Annotated in this window: 25 protein-coding genes and 1 tRNA gene; 13 read left to right on the forward strand and 13 right to left on the reverse strand. The window is 69.1% G+C overall.

Annotated features, from left to right (window positions below):
* Position 1 precedes the first annotated feature (1 nt).
* The 5 genes from C464_RS14995 to C464_RS15015 are packed head-to-tail and all read left to right on the forward strand — an operon-like array spanning position 2 to position 3,425.
* Positions 2-340, forward strand: a complete 339-nt coding sequence (locus C464_RS14995) for a DUF7855 family protein (RefSeq protein WP_006114601.1) — start codon at positions 2-4, stop codon at positions 338-340.
* Entirely contained in the window at positions 337-1,209 is an 873-nt protein-coding gene (locus C464_RS15000) for a DUF7856 family protein (protein ID WP_006114602.1), read from the forward strand. The genes C464_RS14995 and C464_RS15000 overlap by 4 nt, the downstream gene beginning before the upstream one ends.
* 24 nt (positions 1,210-1,233) lie before the next feature.
* The gene (locus C464_RS15005; RefSeq protein WP_006114603.1) at positions 1,234-2,022 is read left to right on the forward strand and encodes a DUF7857 domain-containing protein; all 789 of its coding nucleotides are present in this window, start codon (positions 1,234-1,236) and stop codon (positions 2,020-2,022) included.
* Entirely contained in the window at positions 2,019-2,669 is a 651-nt protein-coding gene (locus C464_RS15010; protein WP_006114604.1) for a nucleotide-binding protein, read from the forward strand. Before C464_RS15005 ends, C464_RS15010 begins: the two co-directional genes overlap by 4 nt.
* A gap of 54 nt (positions 2,670-2,723) precedes the next feature.
* Entirely contained in the window at positions 2,724-3,425 is a 702-nt protein-coding gene (locus C464_RS15015; RefSeq protein ID WP_006114605.1) for a hypothetical protein, read from the forward strand.
* 28 nt (positions 3,426-3,453) lie between these two features.
* On the opposite strand, the gene C464_RS15020 is transcribed toward C464_RS15015, so the two are convergent.
* A complete protein-coding gene (locus C464_RS15020; RefSeq protein WP_006114606.1) occupies positions 3,454-3,759 on the reverse strand; it encodes a HalOD1 output domain-containing protein in 306 nt (101 codons plus the stop codon).
* A 122-nt stretch (positions 3,760-3,881) separates the two neighbouring features.
* On the opposite strand from C464_RS15020, the gene pheS reads away from it, so the two are divergent.
* From pheS to C464_RS19315, 3 genes are all read left to right on the forward strand, one after another.
* Positions 3,882-5,411, forward strand: coding sequence for a phenylalanine--tRNA ligase subunit alpha (gene pheS, locus C464_RS15025; protein WP_006114607.1), 1,530 nt, complete (start codon positions 3,882-3,884; stop codon positions 5,409-5,411).
* Positions 5,411-7,171, forward strand: coding sequence for a phenylalanine--tRNA ligase subunit beta (gene pheT / locus C464_RS15030; protein WP_006114608.1), 1,761 nt, complete (start codon positions 5,411-5,413; stop codon positions 7,169-7,171). Before pheS ends, pheT begins: the two co-directional genes overlap by 1 nt.
* 126 nt (positions 7,172-7,297) lie before the next feature.
* Complete coding sequence (locus C464_RS19315) at positions 7,298-7,453, forward strand: hypothetical protein (RefSeq protein ID WP_167539342.1); 156 nt, start codon at positions 7,298-7,300, stop codon at positions 7,451-7,453.
* 89 nt (positions 7,454-7,542) lie between these two features.
* Here the strand turns inward: C464_RS19315 and C464_RS15035 are convergent, their stop codons facing one another.
* Positions 7,543-8,286 (reverse strand): SDR family NAD(P)-dependent oxidoreductase, encoded by a 744-nt coding sequence (locus C464_RS15035; protein ID WP_049911225.1) that lies wholly within the window; start codon positions 8,284-8,286, stop codon positions 7,543-7,545.
* Positions 8,287-8,495: 209 nt separating this feature from the next.
* Between C464_RS15035 and C464_RS15040 the strand changes: the two genes are divergently transcribed.
* On the forward strand, positions 8,496-9,380 hold the full coding sequence (locus tag C464_RS15040) for an NAD(P)H-binding protein (protein WP_006114610.1): 885 nt from the start codon (positions 8,496-8,498) through the stop codon (positions 9,378-9,380).
* Between the two features lie 65 nt (positions 9,381-9,445).
* Here C464_RS15040 and C464_RS15045 read toward each other — a convergent pair whose 3' ends face one another.
* The 4 genes from C464_RS15045 to C464_RS15060 form a co-directional block, all read right to left on the reverse strand.
* Positions 9,446-9,871 carry a universal stress protein gene (locus tag C464_RS15045; RefSeq protein WP_006114611.1) on the reverse strand — a complete coding sequence of 142 codons (426 nt, stop codon included), beginning with the start codon at positions 9,869-9,871 and terminating at the stop codon, positions 9,446-9,448.
* A 94-nt stretch (positions 9,872-9,965) separates the two neighbouring features.
* A complete protein-coding gene (locus C464_RS15050) occupies positions 9,966-10,436 on the reverse strand; it encodes an FKBP-type peptidyl-prolyl cis-trans isomerase (RefSeq protein ID WP_275039723.1) in 471 nt (156 codons plus the stop codon).
* A gap of 122 nt (positions 10,437-10,558) precedes the next feature.
* Entirely contained in the window at positions 10,559-12,283 is a 1,725-nt protein-coding gene (locus C464_RS15055; protein WP_006114613.1) for a hypothetical protein, read from the reverse strand.
* 57 nt (positions 12,284-12,340) lie between these two features.
* On the reverse strand, positions 12,341-13,504 hold the full coding sequence (locus C464_RS15060; protein WP_006114614.1) for an NAD(P)/FAD-dependent oxidoreductase: 1,164 nt from the start codon (positions 13,502-13,504) through the stop codon (positions 12,341-12,343).
* 75 nt (positions 13,505-13,579) lie between these two features.
* On the opposite strand from C464_RS15060, the gene C464_RS15065 reads away from it, so the two are divergent.
* The 3 genes from C464_RS15065 to C464_RS19320 all read left to right on the forward strand — a co-directional run bounded on the left by C464_RS15065 (position 13,580) and on the right by C464_RS19320 (position 15,377).
* Positions 13,580-14,563 (forward strand): ornithine cyclodeaminase family protein, encoded by a 984-nt coding sequence (locus C464_RS15065; protein ID WP_006114615.1) that lies wholly within the window; start codon positions 13,580-13,582, stop codon positions 14,561-14,563.
* Positions 14,564-14,695: 132 nt separating this feature from the next.
* Positions 14,696-15,097 (forward strand): DUF4864 domain-containing protein, encoded by a 402-nt coding sequence (locus C464_RS15070; protein ID WP_006114616.1) that lies wholly within the window; start codon positions 14,696-14,698, stop codon positions 15,095-15,097.
* A gap of 91 nt (positions 15,098-15,188) precedes the next feature.
* On the forward strand, positions 15,189-15,377 hold the full coding sequence (locus C464_RS19320; protein WP_006114617.1) for a hypothetical protein: 189 nt from the start codon (positions 15,189-15,191) through the stop codon (positions 15,375-15,377).
* Positions 15,378-15,823: 446 nt separating this feature from the next.
* Here C464_RS19320 and C464_RS18620 read toward each other — a convergent pair whose 3' ends face one another.
* Positions 15,824-16,633: a hypothetical protein gene (locus tag C464_RS18620; protein ID WP_152420964.1), complete on the reverse strand. Its 810-nt coding sequence runs from the start codon at positions 16,631-16,633 to the stop codon at positions 15,824-15,826.
* A gap of 205 nt (positions 16,634-16,838) precedes the next feature.
* On the opposite strand from C464_RS18620, the gene C464_RS15080 reads away from it, so the two are divergent.
* Positions 16,839-17,150 (forward strand): hypothetical protein, encoded by a 312-nt coding sequence (locus C464_RS15080; protein ID WP_006114618.1) that lies wholly within the window; start codon positions 16,839-16,841, stop codon positions 17,148-17,150.
* Between the two features lie 252 nt (positions 17,151-17,402).
* Here the strand turns inward: C464_RS15080 and C464_RS15085 are convergent, their stop codons facing one another.
* From C464_RS15085 to C464_RS15110, 6 genes are all read right to left on the reverse strand, one after another.
* Positions 17,403-19,019: a DUF7845 domain-containing protein gene (locus C464_RS15085; RefSeq protein WP_006114619.1), complete on the reverse strand. Its 1,617-nt coding sequence runs from the start codon at positions 19,017-19,019 to the stop codon at positions 17,403-17,405.
* Positions 19,016-19,378: a hypothetical protein gene (locus tag C464_RS15090; RefSeq protein WP_049911226.1), complete on the reverse strand. Its 363-nt coding sequence runs from the start codon at positions 19,376-19,378 to the stop codon at positions 19,016-19,018. The genes C464_RS15085 and C464_RS15090 overlap by 4 nt, the downstream gene beginning before the upstream one ends.
* Entirely contained in the window at positions 19,375-19,851 is a 477-nt protein-coding gene (locus C464_RS15095) for a hypothetical protein (RefSeq protein ID WP_006114622.1), read from the reverse strand. The genes C464_RS15090 and C464_RS15095 overlap by 4 nt, the downstream gene beginning before the upstream one ends.
* Positions 19,848-20,153, reverse strand: coding sequence for a hypothetical protein (locus C464_RS15100; RefSeq protein WP_006114623.1), 306 nt, complete (start codon positions 20,151-20,153; stop codon positions 19,848-19,850). The genes C464_RS15095 and C464_RS15100 overlap by 4 nt, the downstream gene beginning before the upstream one ends.
* Before the next feature lie 112 nt (positions 20,154-20,265).
* Positions 20,266-20,508 carry a DUF7563 family protein gene (locus C464_RS15105; protein ID WP_006114624.1) on the reverse strand — a complete coding sequence of 81 codons (243 nt, stop codon included), beginning with the start codon at positions 20,506-20,508 and terminating at the stop codon, positions 20,266-20,268.
* A 180-nt stretch (positions 20,509-20,688) separates the two neighbouring features.
* A tRNA-Arg gene (locus C464_RS15110) sits at positions 20,689-20,761 on the reverse strand.
* Between the last annotated feature and the right edge of the window lie 24 nt (positions 20,762-20,785).

Consider the following 20,785-nt stretch of genomic DNA (forward strand, 5'->3'; position numbering starts at 1 on the left):
CGTGTTGTTGGTCGTGACGTATTCGGCGGCCGCTCGAACCGGCCTCCGGAACCTGTGTCGTCGCCACGAGTCGGTCGTCGCCCGGCGGTTCGGGCGGGCGGCGCTGCTCGACGAGACGGAGTACGCCGCGTTCCTCGCGCTGCGGCTGCGGGAGTCGCACGGCGGGGACGTTCAGCTAGAGCGCACCGAGCCGTTCAACGAGTTCGTCGCCCTCGACTCGGCGGTCCGCGAGGCCGCGGCGGCATACGCGGACCGGGACGCGAAATCGACGCCGTACGCGGCGTTCGCGGCGGGGACGGAGCACCCGGACCCGGACGCCATGCGGGGGAGCGAACTGTGACCGAAGCGGCCTCGACCCCGTCGAGCGCCGACGGGGACGCCGAGGGAGACGCGTCGACCGACGTGGAGGAGACCCCGGGCCCCAATGCGGTACTCGGCCGGATCCCGACCGAGGCGGGCCTCCGGCGGCAGCTCGCGGCGGCCGCGCGCTCGCGGGGGCGAACGGCGTCCGTCGCGGGAGAGATCGCGGAGATCGAGGCGGAAATCGCCGCGATCGACGTCGAGGCGGTCGACCTGACGGCGGCGCGGCGACGGGTCGCCGAGGCGACCGGCGAGACCGAGCGCCTGAAAGAGCGGGTCGCTGCGCTCCGCGGCGACGCCCGGGCGCGCCGCGCGGTCGACGCGGATCCGGACGAGACGCTCGACGAACTGGAGGCGGCGGCCGCGGAGCTGTCGGCCGCGCAGACGGAGGCGATCGCCGCCGAGCAGGCGCTCGAACGCGCGCGGGCGGAGGCGGCTCGGGCCCGCGACGAGCGCCGCCGGCGGCTCCGGCTTCGCGACCGACTCCGGAACCGGCGACGGACGGCTCGCCGGGAACTCGCTGGGGCCGCGTACCCCGAGTTTCGGCGCGCCCTCGCGGCCGTGCCGGGCGGGCGTCCGAGCGCGGCGGGAGCGGACCCGGCGGCGTACGGCGGTGACCCGGTCGCGGCGTCGCTCGCGGCGGTCAGGATCGCCGCGCTCGACGGCGGCGTCGAACTGCGCGGCGACGCGGCCCGAGCGGTCGAGGCGTCGGAACGGAGCGCGCGCTCGCTGCTTCGGACGGCGGACGTCCGAGTCGAAGGCGCGTGCGACGAGGTCGACGCCGCCGACCCAAGCGACCGCGGCCTCGACGAGGGTCGGGACGAGCCCGGGGCCCGCCCCGACGGTTAAATACGATTCCGCGGGACCCGGCGTATGGAACTCGACTGGTCCGTCGACCGCGAAGGCGGCGCGTCGCTCGTCGGAGTCCGGGTGCGCAACGACGGGGCGGTCCCGCGGCGCGTTCGGATCGAGAGCCGGCTCGACGGCCCGCTGCTGCCGCCGCGGCGCGGCGGCGTCCCCGAGGCGGGATGGGACGCGACGGGCGTGACGAGGGTGATCGATCCCGGCGAACGCGCGGCGTTCGGGTTCGCCGCGCTCGCGGAGCCGACCGATCCCCCGGTCGAAATAGCGAGCGTCGAGCCGGTGTCGTCGGGCGGGGGCGACGCTCACGAGACGGCGGAAGGTGAGGTCGGCCTCGCGCGAGCGGCGGTCCGAGACCTCGGCTCCCACCGACCACCGCGCGCCACGGTGGACGGGGAGAGAGAGATCGACCCCGACGCGGCTGAGAACGGCGGCGCGGGGGCGTCCGGCTCGGATAGAGACGTGGCGGATCGTGCGCAGGACGGGACGGACGGCGAGGCGGAACGAGGCGAGTCGGCGGCCGGGTCGCCGGCGAAGAGTGCGGCCGACGACGGCGTCGACGCGTGGTTCGCGGCCGTCGAGTCGCGGATCGAGCGGGCGGAGCGGCTGACCGACGCCGACCTCGCGGCGGCGACGGCGGTCGTCGAGGAGCGCGGCGGTCTCGACGGGGTCGGGGAACTGGACGAGCGCGTCGCGGCCGACGCCGAGCGGCTGCGGGCGGTCCGCGACCGCGCCGCGGCGCTGGCCGAGCGCGCCGAGGAGAGCGAGGTCCCGGCCGAGGCGCTGGAGGCGCTGTCGTGATACTCGCGGTGGCCGGGGGGAAGGGCGGGGTCGGGAAGACGACGCTCGCGTACAACGTCGCCGCCGAACTCGACGCGGTCGTCGTCGACGCGGACCTCGGGATGGCGGACCTACCGGACGGCCGCGGGCCCGACCTCCACGACGTCCTCGCCGGTGCGGCGGACCCGACGGAGACGGTCCGTCCCGGTCCGGTCGACATCGTCCCGTGCGGGCGGACGCTGGCCGGCGCTCGGGCGGCCGACCTGACGCGGTTGGCGGAGGCGGTCGCCGCGGTCGAGCGCGAGTTCGGGACCGTCGTCCTCGACTGTCCCGCGGGGCGCCGCGCCGACGCCGGTGTCCCGCTAGCTGTCGCGGACGCCTGCCTCCTCGTCGTCTCGCCGCGGGCGTTCGCGCTGGCCGACGCGATCCGCACCAGGGAGCTCGCCCGCGAGCTCGACGCCGGCACGACCGGCTGCGCGGTCAACCGCGTGACCGACCCGCCGCCGGTCGAACCGATCGGCGACGCGCTCGGCGCGCCGGTCGAAGTGGTGCCGGCCGACCCCCGCGTCGGCCGGTCGGTGGCGGCGGAGCGACCGGTCGTGACCGCCGCGCCCGACAGCGAGGCCGCGGCCGCGGTCCGGGCGCTCACGCGGCGCGTCCCGGAGTGAGAGGCCGCGTCTCGACCGGGTCTTTTTACCCCGACCGTCCCGTCGGCGAGAGCGATGATCGGACTCGCGTTCGTCCTCGGCGTCGCCGTCATCGCCGCGCTCGCGGTCGCCGTCGGACCGCTATACGCGGCCGACCGCTTCCGCGACCTCCGGGAGCCGACGGCGGCGGAGCGCGCACAGATCGAGGCGCTCGCGGACCCCGGCGGGCTCGACGTCGACAGGGTCGCGCTCGAATCCGTCGACGAGGCAAGTGACGGGAGTACGAGCGGGAGCGGCGAGTCGGGGGGCACCGGTCCCGCGGACGTCTCGGTCCGCGGACCGCCCGGGCGGCGGGTGCTGTTCCTCACGGAGGACGTGTTGACCGACCTCGACGAGGACGTCGCGGTCGGGCTGCTCGCGGCGGAGGCGGGGCGGGTGGCGACGTACTACGACGAGTTCCGCGCCGTCGCGGTCGGGGCCGTGCTGGCGATGCTGGCGGCGGTCGTCGCGACGCTCGTCCCCTTCGAGTCCGGCTTCGCCGCGCTCGTCGCCGTGGGGCTCGTCTCCTTCTGGGCCGGTCGGCGGGTCCAATACGCGGCGGACGACCGCGCCGCGGACGCGGTCGGTGCCGACCGCGTCGCCGACGCGTTCGAGCGCGTCGCGGAGCGTCGCGGGGTCGAACCGGAGACCGGCGACTGGTCGACGTGGTTCGAGGTTCAGCCGCCGCTCGGGGACCGGATCGGGCGGCTCCGCGAGCGGGCCGCAGACGAGCGGTAGAGAAGGGGGGGATCGTCGGGTCGACGCCTCAGTCCCGGGACCGGCGAGCGACGGCGGAGTCGGAGCCCACGCGGACGTCGTAGTCCGCGACGGTGATCGAGACGTCCACGTCGGCGTCCGGGCGGCCGGCGACGAGCGCGTTCAGCGCGTCGGGGTCGACGTGATCGTACAGGACGACGCCCTTTTCGGGTAAGTCCGCGGGGTCGACGTCGGCGAGGTCGGCGATGGCCTCAACGACGGCGAGGCTGGGACTGGGACCGCCGTCGCCGTGGCGGACGCGAGCCGTCTCGACCGTCGACGGAAAGCCGACCGGTTCGGCCGGTACAGTACTCATACTGCGTTCCACGACGAAATATTATATAAAGGAGTCGTCCAGTTTATCAGAATTGATTTCTCGGCGGCGCTCCGGTCCCGGAACCGTTACCAACCAGCCGCACGCGTGTAGAGACAACTCGAATGCGACTCCCGGAACGACAGCTCGCGGTCCTCGAGGCCGCGAGCGCGACGGACGAACGGACGGTGGCGGAGATAGCCGCGGCGGCGGACCTGAAGCCGGAGACGGCCGCCGGTGCGGCCTTCGACCTCGCCGACGAGGGGCTCGTGGAGGTCGGGTCGGTGGCCGACGAGACCCTCGCGCTCACCGACGAGGGGCGGCGCTACGTCGACGAGGGGCTCCCCGAGACGCGGCTCTACCGCGCCGGCCGCGACGCGGGGGCCGACGCCGAACCGGTCTCGATGGGCGCGGTCATCGGCGAGGCCGAGTTGGACGGCCCGGAGGTCGACATCGCGCTCGCGAACTTCGCGCGGAAGGGGTTCGGACGCGTCGACGGCGGCGACCTCTCGGTCGACCCGGACGCCGACCCGGACGCCGACCCGGAGGCGACGGCGCTCGCCGCGCTCGCGGACGCCGACGAGGAGGGTCTCGGCGCGGACGCGCTCGACGCCGACGAGGCGGTGATCGATCGGCTCGACTCGCGGGGGCTGCTCGCGGTCGCGGAGTCGGTCACGCGCACGGTGACGCTCACCGACGAGGGCGTCGACGCGCTGATGACCGGCGTCGAGGCGACCGAGACGGTGGGCGCGCTCACGCCCGAACTCCTCGCCAGCGGCGAGTGGCGCGACGCCGAGTTCGCCGAGTACAACGTCGAGGCCGAGGCGGAGACGGCCCGCGGCGGCCGCAAGCACGTCCTCCGGCGGACCGCCGACCGCGTGAAGGACGTCCTCGTCGGCATGGGGTTCAAGGAGATGGAGGGCCCCCACGCCGACGCCGACTTCTGGATCAACGACTGCCTGTTCATGCCGCAGGACCACCCGGCGCGGACCCACTGGGACCGGTTCGCGCTCGACGTGGACCCGATGGAGTCGATCCCGGACGAACTGATGGCCCGCGTCGAGGCCGCCCACCGCGACGGCTGGGGGCTCGACGGCGACGGCTACCACTCGCCGTGGTCGCAGGACTTCGCCCGCGAGGTCGCGCTCCGCGGCCACACCACCTCGCTGTCGATGCGCTACCTCTCCGGCGTCGCGGGCGCGGAGCTGGAGCCCCCGCAGCGCTACTTCTCGGTCGAGAAGGTGTACCGCAACGACACCCTCGACCCGACGCACCTCCTCGAGTTCTTCCAGATCGAGGGGTGGGTGATGGCCGAGGACCTCTCGGTGCGCGACCTAATGGGCACCTTCGAGGAGTTCTACCGCCAGTTCGGCATCACGGACATCCGGTTCAAACCCCACTACAACCCGTACACCGAGCCCTCCTTCGAGCTGTTCGGCGAACACCCGGAGACGGGCGAGGAGATCGAGATCGGCAACTCCGGCGTCTTCCGCGAGGAGGTCACCGGGCCGCTCGGCGTCGACTGCGACGTGATGGCGTGGGGGCTCGCCTTGGAGCGGCTCGCGATGCTCACCACCGGCGCGGAGGACATCCGCGACCTCCACGGGACCCTGGCCGACATCGACTTCCTGCGGAACGCGGAGGTGAGCTACTGATGCCCGTCGTCGACGTCGATCCGGCGGAGCTCCGCGAGCTCACCGGACACGAGGAGAAAGGGGACGCGGAGCTGAAGGCGGACCTGTTCGGGCTCGGCTTGGAGTTCGAGGGCGAGACCGACGACGGGATGTACCAGTTCGAGTTCGCGCCCGACCGGCTCGACCGGCTCTCCGTCGAGGGGGTCGCCCGCTCGCTGCGCTACCACTACGGCGACGCGCGCGGCGTCTACGTGCCGAACACGAACGACCCCGAGTGGACCGTCGAGGTCGACGAGTCGGTGCCCGACGAGCGCCCGTACGTCACGGGGGCCGTGGTCCGCGGCCTCGACCTCGACGAGGCGGCGCTGGAGTCGCTGATCCAGCTCCAAGAGAAGCTCCACGCGACGATGGGGCGCGGCCGCGCGAAGGGTGCCATCGGCATCCACGACCTCGCGATGGTGAAGGGCGCGCCGCTCCAGGAGGGCGCGGAGCCGACGATCACGTACCGCGGCGTCGACCCCGAGGGCGACACGTTCGTGCCGCTGGACGCGAACGACGAGCTGAGCCCGGCCGAGGTCTTGGACGAGCACGCCACGGGCGAGACGTACGCCGACCTCGTCGCGGACCTCGACCGCTACCCCGCGATCTACGACGAGCTCGGCCTGTTCTCGTTCCCGCCGGTGATCAACGGGAAGCGCACCGAGGTGACCACCGGCTCCCGGGAGCTCCTCGTCGAGCTCACCGGCACCGACCAGTGGACCATCGACCGGATGTGTAACATCATCTGTTACGCCCTGTCGGCCCGCGGCGCGACGATCGAGGAGATCGAAGTGAACTACGCGGACGGCGCGACGCACCCGAGCGAGTACGGCGCGGAGCTCGTCCGGCCGAACCTCGACGTCGACGAGAAGGCGGTGTCGCACGACCGGATCGAGACGCTGCTCGGCGTCGACTTCGAGCCGGAGGAGGTCGTCGACTGCTTCGAGCGCGCGGGGCTCGACGCCTCCTACACCCTCGGCGAGGACGTGCGCTACGAGGTGGAGATCCCGCCGTATCGCGTCGACGTGCTCCACCCGCTCGACCTCGTCGACGACGTGGGGCGCGCGTACGGCTTCGACAACTTGGAGCCGCGCTACCCCGACGTCGGCACCGTCGGCGGGCGGCACGAGCGCTCGCGGCTGGAGGACGCGGTCCGCACGAGCCTCGTCGGACTCGGCTTCGAGGACCTCCTCAACTTCCACATGACGAGCGGGACCGAGAACTTCGACCGGATGCGCGTGGAGCCGGGGACCGGCGGCGCCGCGGTCGACGGGGCGGGCGTCTTCGGCGGCGGCGACCCGGTACGGATCACGGAGCCGTACAGCGAGGAGTACACCCAGCTTCGCACGTGGGCGCTCCCGTCGCTCGTGATGTTGCTGGAGCGGAACACGCACAACGCCTACCCGCAGGACGTCGCCGAGGTGGGCTTCGTCGCCGAGCGCGACGACGCGGCGGACACGAACGTCGCCGAGTCGCGGCGCGTCGCCGGCGCGGTCGCGCGGCGAGACGCCTCCTACGAGGCCGCGAAGGGGCGACTCCAAGCGCTCTGTGCCGACTTCGACGCCGAGTTAGAGACCCCGCGGACCGAACACCCGACGTTCATCGAGGGGCGCGCCGCCGACGTCGTGATCGACGGCGCGCGCGTCGGCGTGATCGGCGAACTCCACCCGGCGGTGCTCGTCGAGCACGACCTCGAGGTGCCGGTCGCCGCCTTCGAGTTCGACCTCGACGCGCTGCGGTGAGCGGCGGGCGGACGGCGGCGTCGGGTCTCGTCCGGCGGAATTTCCGTTTCGTCGGTTCCATAACGAATTATCACAGATACGAGCGAGAACAGAAGACATATAATCTCCTTGGGGTTCTGGGCTGGCATGAACTGCGAGAGATGCGGCATCGACGCCACGCTCACGCACCGGGACGTCGACGGGTTCGCGTACTACCTCTGTGAGGCCTGTCTCATCGGGTGGGACGCGGTGCGCTCCCCGTCGGTCGACGCGGGCGACGGGACGCGGTCGGCGGCGCAGTAGACGCGCGACGACGCGTCACCGATCCCCTCCCGCGTCGGCCGACGCGGCGTCGCGACCGACCGGTCGTCTCGCCGCCGAGCTCGCCGCGGTCACCCGTCGAACTCGGGCATTCGACCGCCGTCGACGGCAATGTTCTCGCCGCTGATGTAGTCGGCCGCGTCGCTCAGGAAGAACCGAAGCGGGGCGGCCACGTCCTCGAACGCCGCCGCACGCCCCCGCGGGAAGTCCTCGACGCCCGCCTCCGTGTTCGAGACGGCGAACGGGGAGACGGCGTTGACCGTGATCCCGTCGTCTCGGGTGTCCGCCGCGAGCATGCGCGTGAACATGAGCACGCCCGTCTTCGCGACGAAGTACGGGAAGTTCACCGGGTGGGCGTGCATCCGGTCGCTGTCGGCGAACCCGATGTTGACGATCCGCCCCCACCCCTGTTCGCGCATCGCCGGGACGGCGCGCCGGGAGCACAGCACGGTCCCGTAGAACGTCGTCTCCACCACGTTCCGCCACGACTCCCACTCTATCTCGCTCCAGTGACGGGCGTCGAAGTCGCCGACGTTGTTGACGAGGGCGTCCACCGGGCCGAGCTCCGACTCGACCGTTTCGAACAGCTCGTCGACGGACTCCGGGTCGGTGACGTCCCCTTGGGCGGTGATCGCGACGCCGCCGGCGTCGCGGACCTCCTCTGCCGTCGCGGTCGCCGCCGCCTCGCTCTCGTTGTAGTGGACGACGACGTCCGCACCGCAGTCGGCGATCGACAGGAGCAGCTCTCGTCCGACCCGCCTCGCGCTGCCCGTCACGAGGACCGTTCGTCCGCGCAGATCCGGGGATAGTTCCATGAAAAACGTGTGTGGCGGAAGCCACGTAAGCGTTCGTGGCGCGTACACCACGCCGACGGTCGCCGTCGATCGGTTCGAACGCGGGAGTACATCCGATCGCGCCGAGGCGGACGCCCGCCGGGCATCCCGGAGCCGGTCCGGGCTCCCACCGGGTTCGGAGTTCGTCGGTCGACCCAACATCCTTGCCAATAGGGCCCGTACCGACCGGTATGCGGATTCTCATCGTCGGGGCGACCGGGTTCGTCGGCACGCGGCTCACGGAGGCGCTACACGCGGCCGGCCACGACGTCGTCGCGTTCTCTCGGAGCGCGAGTCGGTCGACGTTCCCGGACGGCGTCGAAGTGTTCGAAGGCGACCTCGGCGACCCGATGTCGGTGGCGGGCCTCTGCGAGGACGTCGACGCCGCGTACTACCTGATCCACTCGCTGACGGCGAAGAACTTCGCCGAACTGGACCGGACGTACGCCCGTCGGTTCCGAAAGCTGGCGTCGGCGGCCGGCGTCGACAGGGTGGTGTATCTCAGCGGCATCAGCGGCGACGAGCGGAATCTCTCGCCCCACCTCGCGTCGCGCCGCGAGGTCGAGTCCGTGCTCGAAGCGGGCGACTTCGACCTGACCGTGCTCCGCGCGGCGATCATCATCGGTGCCGGGAGCGCGAGCTTCCGCATCGTCGACGACCTGACCGATCGGCTGCCGGTGATGACCGTTCCGAAGTGGGTCCGAACGCCGTGCCAGCCGATCGGCATCGCGGACGCGGTCGCCTACCTCGTCGGCGTGCTCGACGCCGACGAGACCCGCGGCGGCATCTACGACATCGGTGCGCCGACCGTGTGGTCGTACGAGTCGCTGCTGAAGCTGACCGCCGAGCGCAAGGGAAAGCGCGTCCTCATCGTGCCGGTTCCGGTGATGTCACCGGCGCTGTCCTCGCACTGGCTCCGGCTGACGACTGACGTCCAGTACGCCATCGCCCGACCGCTGGTCGAGAGCATGCGGAACCCCGTCACCGTCGACGCGGACCGAGACCTCCAGTCGGTCGTACCGATCGAGCAGACCTCTGTTGAGACGGCGGTCCGAGACGCGCTCGCGGACGGGTAGCTCGACCGGCTGCCCCCGCGGCGCACCGCCGCCTGAGACGCCGGGATCGGGGGCGAGACGCCGGCTCAGGGCTGCTCGTTGGGGAAGACCATCACCGGGACGTCCGCCTCGCGAATGAGCCGATTCCCGGGGTCGCCCGCCAGCGTCCGCTCCCACGCGTCGATGTCTCGCGGCGTGAAGGCGACGAGCGTCGCCTCGGTCATCTCGACCGCGTCGATCAGCGCCTCCGCGACCTCGCGCGCCGCGAGCGTCACCCACTCGAACTGGAGGTCGCGGCGATAGAGGATGTCCGAGAACGTCTCATATGTCGCACCGGCGAACTGGTCTCGACCGGTCTCGATCGTCGTCTCGGCGTCCGTCCCACGCGTGACGTGCGTCACGATGAGCGTGGTCCCCGCGTCGAGGTGCGGCCGAACCGCGCGCGCCGTCGCCTCCGCGTCTTCGGGGTCCGCTATCGGGACGAGGATGCGTTCGAAGAGCTCGTCGTTCACAACGGAACTGTCGGCCAGACAAGTATAAATCGTGCGGGCCGTTCCCAAGATACGGCAGTCCGCGCGCGGCGGCCGTCGACGGCTCGGGTCGAGCTCAGTTGACGTCGACGATCTCGACGTCGAACGTCAGCGTTTCGCCGGCGAGGCGGGGGTTGAAATCCACGCGGACGACGTCCTCGTCGACGTGCGTGACCTCTCCTTGACTCCCGTTCTGGGCCTCGAGATACGAGCCCTCCTCCGGCGTCTGGCCGCCGAGCATCTCCTCCAACTCCGCTGTTTCGAACTCCTGAACGTGCTCGTCGCTCGGTTCGCCGTAGGCCTTCTCGGGCGGGATCGTCAGCGTCTCGGTCTCCCCCGCTTCGAGGCCGATCAGTCCCTCTTCCATCCCCTCGATGACCTGCTCGGCGCCGATCTCGACCGTCAACGGCGCGTACTCTCTGTCGGGTTGCGCCTCGGCGAGGCCCGTCTCCTCGGCGACGGACTCCCGAGAGGTGTCGAAGACCGTGTCGTCGTCGAGTCGGCCCGTGTACTCCAGCGTCACAGCGTCGCCAGTAGCTATCGGCATACCGTCTCGAACGGTGCCGCACGGATAGTCTATGCCATTGCGAGACGGGAGTCGGCGGCGGCCGCGGCGCGTCGGCGTTCGCGCCGACGGTCAGCCGGACGGCGACGGCGGGAACTCCGCCGTCACTGCGACCCGAGCGAGTTCCGGAGCGCGCGCTGCGCCCGGTACAGCGTGTACGCGACGGAGAGGCCGACGAGGACCACCGCCGCACCGACGGCGGCGAGCACCGGACCGGACGCCGGCTCCATCAGTTCGTCGTCCGCGCCGCAGTTCCCGCAGCCGTCGTCGCCGCAGTTCCCGCAGCCCGGCGCGTCCGTCGATGTGTCGTCCGTCGGCTCGTCGTCAGTCGAGGCGACCGTCGAACCGTCTCGGTCGACCGCGGCGGCCTCGCTCTCGCCGGGTGCGTCGAGCGTCTCGTCCACTTCGGGAGAGGCACCGACCGAACCCGTCTCGCCCCGCGTTTCGTCCGCGGTGTCCGCAGTGTCCACGGTGTCCGCGGTGTCCGCAGTGGCGACCGGCCCGGCGGTCACCTCGACCGAGTCGGCGGCCTCGTCGACCGCGCCGTCGGACTCGTCGAACAGGTGCGGCGCGTGCGAGCGGAGCGCCTCCAGCCCCGCCTCGATCTCCTCGCGGTCCTCGTGGCCGACGGCGAACTCGGACAGCGCCGCGACCATCTCGCGCGCCCGTTCGGACCGGTCCGTCTCGACGTAGCTCCGGGCCGCGTCGAACATGGCTCGGCCGAGCCAGTGTGCGAAGACCGGGTTCTCGTACCGCCGTTCGAGTTCTTCGAGGCGTTCGAGCTTCGTCTCGCCCGCTTCGATGTCGCCGTCGAAGAACGAGGTCCGCGCGGAGAAGAACGTCGCCACCGCCGCCCACGTCGCGCTCGACGGCGTCGAGAGCCGCTCGTGGTGCGCGACCGTCTCGCCGGCCCAGTGTTCGACCCGACCGACGTCGGCCGCCTCGAAGCCGGCGCGCGCGGCGTTCGCCGTCGCGACCGGGAGCCAGCGGGTTATCGGCTCCTCTTGGGCCGGGTACCGGTCGGCGAGGGCTTCGATCCGACCGATCCGGTCCTCGATCGCTTCCACGTCGGTGCGCTTGGCGTCGGCGTTCGTCCGTCCGGCGAGGACGCCGGCGAGGCCCGCGGCGACGTCGCCGTCCGGGTGGGTGCGGAACAGCTCCTCCGCGCGAGCGACGCGGTCGTCGCCGGCCGAGGGTCCGGGAGAGCGGTCGCCGGTGTCGGTCGCGTCGTCACCTCCCAGCGGGACGTCGGCGGCCTCCTCGCCCTCGCCGCCGCGTTCCCCGCCGAGGTACAGTTCCGCGTGGGCGTACGCCCGCAACAGCGCGGCGGCGACGTCCGGCTCGGAGTGGGCGTCGTACACCGTTTCGAGGCGGTCCAAGAGGGGTTCGATCCGGCCGCGACGGTCCCCCTTCCCGTTCGCGTGGATCGTCTCGGCGGTCGCCCGGGCCAGCGGCGCCGCGATCGCCGGCTCGGGGCGGCGGTCGTACAGCGCTTCGATCCGGTCTCGGTACGCCTCGATGCGGCCGGGGTCGATCGCGGTCTCGTAGAGGTCGTCGCGGCCCCGCACGCTCGTCGCGTTCGCGAGGGCGTTGGCGAGGTGGACCGCGACGTCGTCGGCCTCGTCGCGGCGGCGGAGCCGGTCCAACCGCTCGATCGTCTCGGCCTCGGCGTCGAACGCGCCGCGCCCGCCGTAGGCGTCGGCGAGCGCGACCAAGGCGTCGATCAATCGCGCGTGGTCGTCCGCGCTCCGCTCGGCCGGGTCCGTCGCGTCGATCGCCTCGACGCATCGTTCGAGTTCGTCGACCGATCGAGTGTCGCTAGCTACCATGTGTGTTGGATCGTGGTTGGCGCGTCCCGACGTAAACGCTCGCTTTCGGGCGCGGCGTCAGGCGACGTTTCCTTCGTCGAGCGCCTCGCCGCGTTCGAACCGGGCCCGCGAAAGGGACGCGCCGATCAGGTCCGTCTCGCCGCCGCCGACGAGGTCGGCGACGACTTGCCCGGAAGCGGGGGCGTGTTGGAACCCGTGCCCGGAGAACCCGGCCGCGGTCACGAGGCCCGGGACGCTCTCCTCGACGATCGGGTGGTGGTCGGGCGTGACCGCGTACAGCCCGGCCCAGCCCCGTTTCACCCGCGTGTCGGGACCGAAGTACGCCGCGTACTCGGCGGCGCTTTCGACGGCGCGCGCCGCCCACTCGATGTCCATCGACTCGTCGTACGCGTCGGGGTCTCGGTCGGGGTCGGCCCCGTCGAAGTACCCGCCGACGAGCGCGACGCCGTCCCGCTCGGGGCGGAAGTACGACCCCGTCTCGAGGTCGACCGTCAGCGGGACCGACTCGGGGACCGGCCGCGCCGGGCTCGTGACGGCGACTTGCCGCCGCCGAGGGGCGATCGGGAGGTCGACCCCCGCCATCGCTCCGATCTGCGCCGCCCACGCGCCCGCCGCGTTGACGACGCAGTCCGCGTCGTGCCGTTCGGATCCCGTCGCATCCCTTCCTCGGAGACTCACACCGACGACGCGGTCGTCGTCGTGGTGGACCGCCGTGACGGTCGTCCGCGTCCGAATGTCGACGTCCAACTCGCGAGCGGCCTCCGCGTATCCCTGGACGGCGAGGTTCGGGTCGGCGAACCCGTCTTCGGGGTTGTACGTCGCCGCGACGAACGGCTCCGGGTCGAGCCCCGGACAGTAGTCGGTCGCCGCCGCGGGCGTGAGCAGTTCGCTCTCCGCGCCGAGGTCGCGCTGTACGTCGACGTTCTCGCGGAACCGCTCGGCGGTCGCTTCGCCGCGCGCGAGGAACAGGTAGCCGTTCTTTCGGAACCCGATGTCGACGCCGAACCGTTCCTCGAAGGTGTCCCAGACGCGCTTGCTGGCGAGCGAGAGTTCGACGTTCACCCGCGAGGAGAACTGCGACCGGATCCCGCCCGCCGAACGGCCCGTGCTCCCGCCTCCGAGCGAGCCCGCTTCGACGAGGGTCACGTCCGCGCCGCGGTCGGCCAGCGAGTGCGCGGCGGCGAGCCCGACGATCCCCCCGCCGATCACGAGTACGTCCATACCGCGCCCTCTCGCCCCGGCGGTAAAAGCCATGCCGCCGCTCAGCCTAAGTCGTCGGCGAGCGACGCCCCGCACATGGTTCTCGTACTCTCCGAAGCGGCGGTCGAGCGACACCTCGATCTGGCGGGGCTCGTCGACGTGGTGGCCGACGCGTTGGGCAAACAGGCCGCGGGCGAGGTCGAACGGCCACGCCGACCGCACTTCCCCGTCGGCGCGGGGCTCGACGGGGACGAGGCCCTCGGAACCGGCATCGCGATGCCCGCGTACGTTCACGGGGCGGACCACTACGCCACGAAGCTCGTCGGGGTCCACGAGGGAAACCCCGAACGGGACCTCCCGACGATCAACGCGCAGATCGTGCTGACAGCGGCTCGAACGGGCCTTCCGGTCGCGTTCATGGGCGGAACGACGGTCACCAACGCCCGGACCGGCTGTATCGGTGCGGTTTCGGTCCGCGAACTGGCACCGGACACGGGCGGGGACGGGCTCACGCTGGGGGTCATCGGTGCGGGGGCGCAGGCGCGGTGGCAGACGCGAGCGATCGGGACGGTCCGGAGCCTCTCGGACGTGCGGATATACTCGCCGAGCGACTCGCGGAAGGCGTGTGCGACGGCGTTGAGCGAGGAGGGGATCCCGGCGCGCGCGGTCGAAACGCCCGGGCTGGCCGTCGACGGTGCCGACGTGGTCGTGACCGCCACGACCGCGACCGAACCCGTCTTTCCGCCCGACGCGCTCGGTGACGGCTGTCTCGTCGTCGCCGTCGGGGCGTTCACCGCGGAGATACAGGAACTCGCCCCGTCCGTCCTCGAACGTGCGGAGCGCCTCTTCGCGGACGTGCCCGCGGAAGCCGCCGAAACCGGTGACGTCCTCGCGAGCGACGCCGACGAAGGCGACCTCACCGAACTGGGCGTCCCCCTGACGGCGGCGGACGCCCGGGCGGCTCCCGACGAGGTGGTGGTGGTCTTGAGCGTCGGCTCCGCCGCGTTGGACGCCGCCGCGGCCGAGACCGTCTACCGACGGGCCGTCGAGGCCGGTGCCGGCGTCGACGTCACGCTGTGATGCCCGTCCGTCGTGAGGTCGGAGCGGCGGCGCTCGTCGGCCGGTGGCGGTCGACGGCCGGTGGCGGTCGGCGGCCGGCTTCGGCCGCGGCGGACGATTAATGCCGCTCGCGGCCCTGATACACGTGTTCAGATGTCCGAAGAATATCCGATATCGGGACTCCCGGAACCGGACCCGGCGTACGACGCCGAGGAGGTGGTCGCGCTTCAGCTCGAGGCGCTCGCGGCCAACGACGACCCGTTCGAGGACGCCGGCATCGGGGTCGCGTACAACTTTGCGTCGCCGGCGAACAGGCGGGCGACCGGGCCGTTCGACCGCTTCCGGCGGATGGTGAACAACCCGCGGTACGCGCCAATGATCGACCACGTCGAAGCGGTGACGGGCCCGGTCGAGCGCGAAGCCGACAGCGCCGCGCAGCGCGTCACGCTGACCGGGTCCGACGGCCGCACCGTCACGTACGCGTTCGAGCTGTCGCGCCGACGACGCGGCGAACTCGACGGGTGCTGGCTGACCGACAGCGTCGTCCGCGAGTAGCGCGAACGCCCGGCCGTCGACCGGAGCCCTCCTCGGAGCGGACGCGTGCGAGGGGTCGAACAGTTATCCGTCTCACACGCTTACGGTATGCGTGGCCACTGAACACACGCACGTCGCGGTGCTCACGAGCGAAGAGGAGTACGACGGCGAGCAGACGTCGGAGCTCCCGGTCGTCGATTACGAGTTCGTCGGGAGCATGTACATGTTCGACCTCGCGGACGGGACGTCGAGGTCGTACGGGACCGGGGTCGTCGAGGAGGTCCGCCCGGTCGACGAGTGAGAGCGGGGCGGTCGGCACGGGAAGCCCGTCGAGCCGTGGGCGACGGACCGCGACCCGCTCACGCTCGACTATCCGGTCGTGGACGGGCCCAAGTTCGACGCGAGCGACGAGGACGGCCGCCCGTGGGACGTGAAGGGGTCGATGGTTGACCGACCTTCAATTTCTGGGAGGACCAGCACCGGGCGCTCGGGGACGCTGATGGCGGCTACGCGCTCGTGTGGTACCGAGCGGAAGGGAGAGGGATAACTGTCGTGTCGTCGCGGACGGTGAGGGCTCGGGATTTAGATATCACGAACTGGACGAATCCCGGCGAGACACACCACCGAAGCCACTCTCTGGAAGCACAACTTCCTGCGTCAACACTAAGACCGTAAGCGATACTGGGTGATTCATTTGATCTAACAGTCGGCCTACTGCTCTAGAATGTTCCGGACGGTGTAGGAAACTTACGGAGGTATCTCGAATCCGGGTTCATCACCGCCTGCTCGGACTGTCATATTACTTGCTATTTCCAAAGACTCAGCAAGCTCTCTAACATCATCCTTATCTAGAATCATTGTCCGGTATCCATGCATTGTCTTGTTTCTGTACTTTTCGACTAAATCAAATGCCTCCCTACATTTCGTTTTTGAGGAAAATCCGAGGTCGTCACGAAGGGACTTCACATCGGCAACTATTTCCTTGAGATCTGCTATAGACATGAATTCAACAGGGTGTAAATCAACATCCCCCACAGATGCCTTTTGCCAGTATTCTATAGCTGGACCGCCGCTGCGCACGTCAGAATAGAGATTTTGGATTTCATCGGCGTTGTACTCGGACTCAATCAATTCAGATATAGCACGGGCAGTTTCCGAATAGTACGAATATAGATATTCCTTAGCAGTCCGTGTGTTTAAGTCAGCTCGCGTTGCGATTTTCCAACTCGCTTTGTCCGGATGGACAACCATCGCAAATGGATATTCTGTTAGAATATTTATACAGTAGAGCATCACTTCCTTATATCTGACATATTGCTCCTCTGCGATAGGTAGTACTTCTTCCGACTGGACATCGTAGTAATTGCGTTCTCTATACGGTCTGATTGAGGCGTAATCGAACCCGTTTGCGCGAAGTTCTTCATTTATTTCTTCCATCACCTCGCCAGAGTTCAGGTCGGCTTTAGCTACAAAATGAATTGGTGAGCCCAACTCTGCTGCGCTACCCTCAATCGCAAAACGTATTAGTTCATCCAGATTTTCCTTATTCCAGTACATAGAGTTCTTTTGTAGCAACCAGATGTGGTATGTGTATTAACGTTAGCGTCGATCAGGTAAATACATCTACCACTATGTCCCATTTGTCGTACGAGTCAGAGATTGCTGACTAATTCGTGACTTGGTTAGTATTCGACTAACCGACAGAGATCCGCCAAGGATTGTTCAATACAGTTTTGTATTTATATAGTCATATTCTCCGTGAATGTCCGACTACTCTGAGGTTGATACTATCGCCCTCACACTCGTTCAAGCGACAGCACTGCTACTCCCGGTCGTCTTCCTTAGTTTCCGGTTTTATTTGGATGATGCCGAGGGAGAAGCGCCAGCTAAAGAGATAGAACAGTCGGCAAAGCGTCTTGTTCTAATGATTTTCTTACTTACTGCGACTGGATTTCTCTCAACAATAGCCATATTAGATTTCAGCCTGAAGCCGACAATAGCATTTTTTGCTGTCTTATCGCTCGCCGCATTTTTTCTCGTCTACGGCTGGTTCTTCTATAAGATCGTTACATGAGGTGGCGGTTGGTCAGCAGCTGGATGGACGGCGGCGGTGGGGTATCTTAGAATCTGTGGCCTTAGCCACACCTCTAACCGCCAACCGACCCCCCGGTGTCGGTTCGGCGGCGACGAGCAGCTCGTCGAGTCTGGATCCACGCTTGTGTTGCGGTCGAGATCGTCCCGAACCCGCCGGTCGAGAGAGTAGATAGTGGCGAGAACAGCCGCAAAAAGGGGTTCTGGATAGTGTTGCCACTCATGAGGGGCCGCGCTATCTGAGCGTCTGACCTTTCCCCCAAGCGCTCCGCACCGGACGGATCTTCGGTCCCGCTGCATCCCGGTAGTGCGACACCGCCTCTTTCAGCCGCTCCGGATCGCGACCCGCACCGACCCAGAACCGCTTGAGCCGCGTCACCAACTCCGACCAGGACTGATCCGCGAGGTTCCCCATCCGAACACGGAGGTGCGCCTCGCGCTCGTCGATGTGAATCCCGTTCGCTTGGCAGAACGCGATCAGTTCGTCCGTACGCTCGTCGAGGGACTCACGCTCGGCGTTTTGGACCGCATTCGCCGCGGCCCCCATTGCGTTCCGCACGCCCTCACGCGCCGCGTCGAGCGCTTCAACGACCTGCTCCGCGACGTAGTGCGACCGCAACGCCACCGACCCCTGCTCGCGAACGACCATATCCTCGATTCGTCGGAGTCCGCGGCGCACGCTGTCCGGGTGCCAGTCGTGGTCCTCCGCGATCTCCGCCGGCGACACGTCGCCGCCGTCCGCGACGAGCGTCTTCAGCGAGTCCCACTCGATCGGCGAGAGCCCGTCGGCAAGCTGGCGCACCACCACGTTCCGCTGGTCGCTCTCAACGCGTTCGAGGTTCAGCGGCAGGACTCGTGATCGGTCGACTGTCTCCGCCTCGAAGTACGCGTCTTCGACGAACGTCCGCCCGCTCCCCGGTCCGTCGTCGTCAAGCGGCTGCGTGGGGAGCCCCGCCTCGTTCAGCGTCGCGAGGATTGCCTCCTCGAGCTCGTCGGCAATCTCGTCGTGGTCGACCGGCCGGAGCGTCTCGTCCCACCGACTCGACTGATACGACGCCTCGATCTTCGGGTGCGCGAGTGGGTGTTCATCCGGAAGCGACTCGGCGTTTCGCGCGTAGTAGTGCTTGAACTCCTTCGGAATCCGGTGGTCGGGGAAACATTCGCGAACGCGTTTCGGCCCGAGCGTCACCGTGTGGTAGTACCCGGCCCGCTCGGTGTCGTCCTGAACGAGCTTCCGATACCCGGATCGGTCGCTTTCGAGAAGGTGGCCCATCCGCGCGAGCGGCCCTTCGCGGCCGTGGATCGGCCCCGACACGTCCCGGTCGACGCGGACGTACCGCGCCGCGTCGATCACGACGCTGTACTCGTCGTTGCGGTTCTCGAAGTACGTTGAGTCAAGCGTCACCGCACTCGCCGCGCGCCGGATCACCGACTCCACCGCGTCGAACTCGACGTTCGACGCGTTCACGCGAACGTTGACCGCGTCGCCGAGATCCCACATCGGCCGCGCGACCGAACCCCCCTCCTTCGATTGGAGACCGCGCCACCGCGGTTGAATGAGCGCCTTCACCTTCCGCTCGCCGACCTCGTCGTCGGCGACCGCGTTCAGCCGGAACTCCCGGAGCGTGTCGAAGTCGACGCGCGTCCCGTCCGGCGTCTCGCCGCCGTCCGGCGGGGCGAGCCCGGATTCCTGATACGAGAGAGTGACGCGCCACTTCTCACCGTCGAGCGTGAAGCTCCCGCGCCGGCTCCCGGTCGCGTCAACAAGCCGCGCGGCCCCGAACCACGCCCCGAGCCCAGAGTACACATAGTTCGCCATGTACTCATGCGGGGCCGTCTCAACGGTCTTCATCGCGTGCTCACCTCGCGACGGGGGACCACGATCGGACGCTTCGACCCGTCGACAAACACCGCACCGAGACGAACCCACGGAGCCCGGTCGGACTCGTCGGTCGGGTCGTCAACGTCAACAGTCGCGGCCTCGGGCGCAATCGCGAGGATGTACCGACACACCTCGCAGATATACCCGCGGGCGTTGACCGCGTCGCCGTCGACGCGAGTCGGATTCTGGTTCGCGAGCCGGAGCGTCGCGACCGCCGGCGATCCGAGCGTCTCGGTCACTTCCTTCTGACACCGCGGGCACGCAGCGTACTTCCGGCTTCCTTCCCAACGCGCCGCGGGTCGTCGGAGTCCGTAAGCGGCGGTACTCACGGCTCCACCTCGCTCGGGTGGAAGATCCGTGACCACGCAACCTGCGAACACTCGGGGCGATCGTTTCCGCCCGAGCGCCACGTCGTGATCGCGTCGTCGACGACGGTCGCGGGAACTAGCTTCATCGCGACCGGCTCGCGGCCGGGCCGCGGCTCGCACACCGCAAAGAGGTAGCTCCCGCCTGCGTCCCGGAGCAGCTCGTGCTGCTCGCGTCGGAGGTAGAACCGGCCTCGGCGACCGCTCGCGAGCCGCGGGATCGCGCTTTTGATTTCGACGAGTGAACCGACTTCGAGCAGGCAGATTCCGACGAACGGGAGCTCGCGTGACGGCACGACGAGCGTCTCGGCGCGAGCGTCGACGTGTTCGGTGTCGGTGTCGGGAACGTATGCCAGCCCGTCGACCGCTTCGAGGACCGCGGCTTCGGCGTTCTCACCCGCTCGCTTCGACGAGACGGGACCACGCGAGCGGCTCACGCGAACACCACCACCAAGTTCACCGCGGCGACCATTGCGCCGATCGCCGCGATCGAGAGCCCGACCCACTCGGGTGCCTCCAGGGCGTCGGCTGCGACCGGCCACGCACCGCAACACAAGCCGACCACCGAGAGCATCGCGACTGTCGCGGACAACTCGCCCATCGCGAGCAACTCGCGGATGATCGGATTCGCTTCGGCGCTCGGTCCGACTGCTCGGGCCGCGAGGATCGTCGTCGCCGCGTCGAGAACGCCGTGCGACGTGAAGATCGCGGCGACTTCTCCACTCCGATTGCGACTCACGCGGACCGCCCCCGTTCGGCGTCGCGCTCCCAGCGGAGTTGGGCAGCATCGCAGACATGCGGCCGCGGTCCTTGTGCGGGGTCGTACAGCCGGCTCGCGCGAACGAAGGGGCTCATCCGGACAGCCCTCCGTTCCACGGTTCGCCGGCGTTGCGGGCGGGGCTCGTCTGCGGGTCCGGCGTGTCGACGTCTTTCCCGGCCGCGCTCCCCTCGCAGATCCGCACCCACGAATCGCACTCGGGACAGCGGTGAGCGCGATCGTCGTCGTCACCGTGAACCCGACCGAACCGCGGCGGGAGGTGCGACCCGCACTCCAGACAGACCCCGGACTCGTCCGGCTCTACCCGGAGGTCCATCATGCGGAAAACACCCCGGCGTTGGTGGGATCGATCACCCGACGCGAAGGGGTCGCGATCGGTGACGTATTCAACCCGATTTTAGGACCGGGTTCGGAAGGAACCGATTCGTCCGATTCCGTAGGGTAGCAGGTTTCTACTGTAGAATTGGCATTAGTCGTGGAACGGTTCGTGAGTAAGCGGGCGCGACGGGATTTGAACCCGCGGCATCTTGGTCCGGAACCAAGTGCTCTGTCCGCTGAGCTACGCGCCCTCACGACCGGATATCCGCGGCGAG

The organism is Halorubrum coriense DSM 10284 (assembly GCF_000337035.1).
Classification (GTDB): domain Archaea; phylum Halobacteriota; class Halobacteria; order Halobacteriales; family Haloferacaceae; genus Halorubrum; species Halorubrum coriense.